Origin of the sequence: Mesorhizobium sp. M2E.F.Ca.ET.209.01.1.1 (assembly GCF_004010375.2) — a bacterium.
In the GTDB taxonomy this organism is placed as follows: domain Bacteria; phylum Pseudomonadota; class Alphaproteobacteria; order Rhizobiales; family Rhizobiaceae; genus Mesorhizobium.
On sequence record NZ_SADP02001181.1, the window covers coordinates 1 to 290 of the forward strand.

Genomic DNA, 290 nt, shown 5'->3' on the forward strand with positions numbered 1-290 from the left:
GTTTCTTGTGCGATTCCGGACGCAAAATCGCCCACACCGGAATTGCCTTAGTTCGTCGGCTTCGGCAGCGCCGGTCCTTTAGGCGCCGCGGGCGCGCGGCTCACTGCCTGGCGCAGGTTCTCGGCCTCGATGCCGCGCTGGCGCGCGAGCTTGCGATAGCGGCCCTGCTTCACCCAGGTCGCCAAGCTGCCGACGACCATGCCGACGGCCAAAGCCAGGAACAGGAAGATGAAGAGCGGCAAATTCAGCGTCAGCGCCGGATTGCCCGGATGGAACGGGTCGAGCGTGAA

Annotated in this window: 1 protein-coding gene; it reads right to left on the reverse strand. The window is 65.2% G+C overall.

Translation table 11 applies throughout. The features are described 5' to 3' along the window. Positions 1 to 47: 47 nt before the first annotated feature. Positions 48 to 290: LapA family protein (locus EN852_RS39640; RefSeq protein ID WP_135879962.1), on the reverse strand; the 243-nt coding region annotated here is incomplete at its 5' end.